Source organism: Roseicyclus sp., assembly GCF_052168335.1.
Lineage (GTDB): Bacteria > Pseudomonadota > Alphaproteobacteria > Rhodobacterales > Rhodobacteraceae > Roseibacterium.
Window position 1 is genome coordinate 1 of record NZ_JBQLZP010000444.1, and the last position, 4,625, is coordinate 4,625.

The 4,625-nt window shown below is 72.3% G+C and carries 7 protein-coding genes; 4 read left to right on the forward strand and 3 right to left on the reverse strand.

All coding sequences use genetic code 11. The features are described from left to right. The 3 genes from ACTS11_RS13535 to ACTS11_RS13545 all read left to right on the forward strand — a co-directional run. A partial coding sequence (locus ACTS11_RS13535; protein ID WP_442640833.1) for an SAM-dependent methyltransferase occupies nucleotides 1-576 on the forward strand: 576 nt, incomplete at its 5' end. Between the two features lie 51 nt (nucleotides 577-627). Next, nucleotides 628-1,278 (forward strand): class I SAM-dependent methyltransferase, encoded by a 651-nt coding sequence (locus ACTS11_RS13540; protein ID WP_442640834.1) that lies wholly within the window; start codon nucleotides 628-630, stop codon nucleotides 1,276-1,278. A 55-nt stretch (nucleotides 1,279-1,333) separates the two neighbouring features. Continuing rightward, complete coding sequence (locus tag ACTS11_RS13545) at nucleotides 1,334-1,756, forward strand: hypothetical protein (RefSeq protein WP_442640835.1); 423 nt, start codon at nucleotides 1,334-1,336, stop codon at nucleotides 1,754-1,756. On the opposite strand, the gene ACTS11_RS13550 is transcribed toward ACTS11_RS13545, so the two are convergent. Further along, nucleotides 1,741-2,148 carry a DUF6314 family protein gene (locus ACTS11_RS13550; protein ID WP_442640836.1) on the reverse strand — a complete coding sequence of 136 codons (408 nt, stop codon included), beginning with the start codon at nucleotides 2,146-2,148 and terminating at the stop codon, nucleotides 1,741-1,743. The two genes, ACTS11_RS13545 and ACTS11_RS13550, sit on opposite strands and share 16 nt — an antisense overlap. A gap of 91 nt (nucleotides 2,149-2,239) precedes the next feature. Next, entirely contained in the window at nucleotides 2,240-2,674 is a 435-nt protein-coding gene (locus tag ACTS11_RS13555) for a hypothetical protein (protein WP_442640837.1), read from the reverse strand. A 66-nt stretch (nucleotides 2,675-2,740) separates the two neighbouring features. On the opposite strand from ACTS11_RS13555, the gene purB reads away from it, so the two are divergent. Further along, a complete protein-coding gene (gene purB / locus ACTS11_RS13560; protein WP_442640838.1) occupies nucleotides 2,741-4,045 on the forward strand; it encodes an adenylosuccinate lyase in 1,305 nt (434 codons plus the stop codon). 33 nt (nucleotides 4,046-4,078) lie between these two features. On the opposite strand, the gene ACTS11_RS13565 is transcribed toward purB, so the two are convergent. Next, a partial coding sequence (locus tag ACTS11_RS13565; RefSeq protein WP_442640839.1) for a heme-dependent oxidative N-demethylase family protein occupies nucleotides 4,079-4,625 on the reverse strand: 547 nt, incomplete at its 5' end.

Consider the following 4,625-nt stretch of genomic DNA (forward strand, 5'->3'; position numbering starts at 1 on the left):
GTCACGATCAGCGGCGCGCAGAAGGCCCGGGCCGAGGCCGAGGCCGGGGCGCGCGGTCTCGCGGGCCGCTGCCGCTTCCTCCAGGCCGATTTCGCCGAGCCCCTGGCCGAGGCCCCCGGCGATCTCGCCATCGCGGTCGAGTCCCATGTCCACGCGCCGGGCGCCAAAGCGTTCCTGAGCGCCGCCGCGCGGCACCTGCGGCCCGGCGGCGTGCTCCTGATCGTCGATGACATGCTCGACCGGCCGGAGGCGGCGCTCGGTCCCGCCGACCGCCGCCGCCTCGCGAGCTTTCGCGCGGGCTGGCGGCTCGGGCATGTGCCGGACATCGCGGGCCTCGTGGCGGAGGCGCGCGCGGCGGGTTTCGCGCCAGAGGGCACACGGGATTTCACGCCGCTGCTCCGCCTGAACCGCCTGCGCGATGTCCTCCTGCGCGCCGCCGGTCCCACCGCCGAGCGCCTCGGCCTCGGCGCCTCGCCCTTCTTCGCCAACATGATCGGCGGCAACGCCCTTACCGAGAGCTACCGGCGGGGCGTCATGCGCTACACGATGATGTCGCTCCGGCTGCGCGGGGACTGAGGCGGGACGCTTCCCCTTGCGCCGGGCCGGCTTCGGGGCGACCAAGGACGCATGCCGCAGGAATCCCCCCAAGCCGCCTTCTGGAACCGCATCGCCCGCCGCTACGCCGAAAGCCCGATGCGCAGGCCCGAGGCCTGGGAGGCGACGCTGGCCCGCGTCCGCGCCCACCTCGCGCCCGAGGCCCGCGTGCTGGAGCTCGGCTGCGGCACCGGGTCCACCGCGCTCCGCCTCGCGCCGCACGTGGCGGAATACATCGGCACCGACGACGCCACGGGGATGGTCGGGATCGCCCGCGAGCGGCTGGAGGCCGAGCCCGTCCCCGGCCTCGCCTTCGTGGCCGCGCGTCCCGGCGACGGGTCGCTCCCCGCAGGGCCGTTCGATGCGGTTCTCGCCTTCAACCTCCTGCATCTCCTGCCGGACCTGCCCGCCGCGCTGGCCGAGGCAGGGACGCTTCTGAAGCCCGGCGGCCTCCTCATCACCAAGACGCCCTGCCTCTCCGGCCCCTGGCGCGCGCTCTGGCCGGTGCTCGCCACGCTGCGGGCCTTCGGCAAGGCGCCGTCCTTCCGCTTCCTCTCCACCACGCGGCTCGAGGCGGAGATCGTCGCGGCCGGCTTCACCATCGAGGAGCGCGGCGACTATCCCCCGCGGCCGCCCTCGCGCTTCGTGGTCGCCCGCAAGCCCGGAGGAGAGACCCTGTTTTGACAGCGGCCGCGGCGCTCAATAACGTGCCGCCAGCGTTCGTGCCCTGGTGTTCCCGATGACCGACTTGCCCGAGTTCTACTTCCGCGTCCGCGAGAACGGCGCCGCCGTCTTCCGCGTCTCGACCGACAATCGTCAGCGGCGCATCGAGATGACCGAGATCGCGGTCGTGAACGTGAAGAACGGCAACGTGCGGCCCCACGGCGACCACGAGCTGTCCGAGGCGGAGGAGCGGGTCATCGCCGACTGGCTGGAGGCGCGCCGCGCCGTCCTGTCGGCGCGCGACCTCGAGGACATCCACCGCACCATCGACCACCTGAACCTCACGGCGCAATGGGCGCAGTCCCGCGCCTCGGAGGCCGAACTCGACGCGGTGACGGACCGCCTCCTCCTCGCCATGCACGACCTGAGGACCGTGCTCGTCCGCCGCAAGGCCGACCGTCTCGGCCCGCGCGCGGAGGCCGGTCAGACGGGCGAATAGGCGCTGCGGATCACCATGTCCTTGCGCGGCCCCGTCACGCGCCAGACCGTGGAGAACGCGCGCCCTTCACCGAACAGATAGGCGACCTCGTAGGTGTCGGGCGGGCAGAGATGCGTGTCCGCGTGCCGCCCGGGCCCGATCCGGTAAAACGGGCGGCCGTCCTCGAAGAACACGGCAAGCCCGTCGCCCTCCGCCCGCCAGAGATAGCGGCGTTCCGCCTGCATCGGGGGCGCGTCGCCGTAGCGCAGCAGCCCCGCTTCCTCCTGCACGAGGCCCGCGCCGTCCCGCCGCCAGGTGCAGGTGCCCTCGAGGCGCCCGGCCAGGCCCGCGCGCCGGTCCTCGATCTCGCGCGAGAGCCGCCACGCGCCCACGAGCGCGTCGAGCCCGATCATGCGTCCACCGGCGCGCGCCGCACGGCGCGGAAGGTGCCGCAGCGGATGCCGCCCGCTCCGTGGCACGCGCCCGCGTCGCCCTCGGGCCCCGTCATTCGCCCCTCGGCACCAGCCGTCCCTCGCTGACGTTGCCGTAGCCGTCGGTGAAACGGATGCCGTCGGCGCCGTCGGTCTCGACGGTGTAGCACTCCCACTCCGCGGCGCGGTTCCAGCGCAGGCAGCGCGTGTCGCCCTGCACGTCCCATTGCCCGATGCTGGTCGCGCCGTAGAGCCCCTCGACCGTCCGGAAGAGGAGGATGCCGTCGGGCTCGTGCCGCTCCCAGGCGAGATCGCCATAGGCGACGTCCACGCCGCCCAGCACGAGCCAGATCTCGGGGCCGGTCATGGGGTGCCAGACCGCCTCTGCCGGCCCGCCGCCGGTCGCGTCGGCGGACGCGGTGGTCCCCGCCTCCTCCGCCGCCGCCGTCCCGGGCGCCAGCGCAATCGCCAGAACCAGGCCCCGCGTCCATTTGCGTGGGTGGATCACTTGTTCCTCTCCTCCGCGCTCCTTATGAGAGCGCCAAGTCCGACCCGAGCACAAGGCCCCTGCCCCATGATCCCGCGCTATTCCCGCCCCGAGATGGTCGCCCTCTGGGAGCCCGCGACGAAGTTCCGCATCTGGTTCGAGATCGAGGCGCATGCCTGCGACGCGCAGGCCGCGCTCGGCGTGATCCCGAAGGCGAACGCCGAGGCCGTCTGGCGCGCGAAGGACGTGGAGTTCGACGTCGCCCGCATCGACGAGATCGAGGCGGTGACCAAGCACGACGTGATCGCCTTCCTCACGCACCTGGCCGAGATCGTGGGCGCGGAGGAGGCGCGCTTCGTCCACCAGGGCATGACCTCGTCGGACGTGCTCGACACGACCTTCAACATCCAGCTCGTGCGCGCGACCGACCTGCTGCTGGCCGGGCTCGACCGGGTGCTGGCGGCGCTGAAGGCCCGCGCGATGGAGCATCGCATGACGGTGCGGATCGGCCGCTCGCACGGCATCCACGCCGAGCCCGTCACCATGGGGCTGACCTTCGCGCGCTTCTACGCCGAGATGGACCGCAACCGCCGCCGCCTCCGCGCCGCGCGGGAGGAGGTGGCGACCGGCGCCATCTCGGGCGCGGTCGGCACCTTCGCCAACATCGACCCGGCCGTCGAGGCGCATGTCTGCGAGAAGCTCGGCCTGACGCCCGAACCGATCTCGACGCAGGTGATCCCGCGCGACCGCCACGCGATGTTCTTCGCCACCCTCGGCGTCATCGCGTCGTCCATCGAGAACATCGCCATCGAGATCCGCCACATGCAGCGGACCGAGGTGCTGGAGGCGGAGGAATTCTTCTCGGCGGGGCAGAAGGGCTCGTCCGCCATGCCCCACAAGCGCAACCCGGTGCTGACCGAGAACCTGACCGGCCTCGCCCGCATGGTCCGCTCGGCCGTGGTGCCCGCGATGGAGAACGTGGCGCTCTGGCACGAGCGCGACATCTCGCATTCCTCGGTCGAGCGCATGATCGGCCCGGACGCCACGATCACGCTCGACTTCGCGCTCCACCGGCTCGCGGGGGTGATCGAGAAGCTCGTCGTCTACCCCGAGGCGATGATGCGCAACATGGAGAAGTTCCGCGGCCTCGTGCATTCGCAGCGCGTGCTGCTGGCGCTGACGCAGGCCGGCGTCAGCCGCGAGGACGCCTATCGCCTCGTGCAGCGCAACGCCATGAAGGTCTGGGAAGAGGGCAAGGACTTCCGCGAGGAGCTGCTGGCCGACGCGGAAGTCACCGCCGCCCTCGGCCCCGCCGAGATCGAGGAGAAGTTCGACCTCGGCTACCACACCAAGCACGTCGACACGATCTTCGCACGGGTGTTCGGGGACTGAGCGTCTTCCGACCCCGACGAACTGTCCCGCCGGCTACTCCCCGAGGCCCCTGCCCGCGTATTCGATCGGGTGCGCCTCGAGCGCTGCGGCCTGTTCTTCCGTCAGCGCGGCGAAGGGCAGCACCCAGGTGTGGATCGAGAAGAGCACCGCCCCCGTGCGCGGCAACCTGAGGAGGCATTGCCGCTCGGAGCGGAGGTAGTCGGGCCGGGACCTGGGTGGCACGCGCGGCTCGGCCTCGCGGCGGGGCTGGAAGAGCTCGGGCGCGGCATAGAGCAGCGCGTTCTGCCGCCAGATCGGCTGGCCGGGGCGGATCGCGTCGAACATGCGCTGGACGCGGCGGGCGATGTCCGCGGTATAGGTGGCGACCGGGATATGGATCGCGCCGAGCGGGCGGCCGATCTTCTCGGCCAGCGTCCAGCTTGCGGGAAAGCAGAGGACGGCGGCGGTCAGCACGTGCTCCTCGCCGCCGTCGCGCTTCTCCAGCACGCAGAGATCCTCCTGCACGAGCCGCCCCGCGACGGCGAGGGGCGCGTCGCCCTCGAGATCCACGCTCACGCCGTCGGGCCGGGTCACATGCGCG

What these genes read in the sequence shown, in the direction of transcription:
- ACTS11_RS13540 (WP_442640834.1), top strand. Translation starts at nt 628, where the DNA reads ATGCCGCAGGAATCCCCCCAAGCCGCCTTCTGGAACCGCATCGCCCGC.
- ACTS11_RS13545 (WP_442640835.1), top strand. Translation starts at nt 1,334, where the DNA reads ATGACCGACTTGCCCGAGTTCTACTTCCGCGTCCGCGAGAACGGCGCC.
- ACTS11_RS13550 (WP_442640836.1), bottom strand. Translation starts at nt 2,148, where the DNA reads ATGATCGGGCTCGACGCGCTCGTGGGCGCGTGGCGGCTCTCGCGCGAG.
- purB (WP_442640838.1), top strand. Translation starts at nt 2,741, where the DNA reads ATGATCCCGCGCTATTCCCGCCCCGAGATGGTCGCCCTCTGGGAGCCC.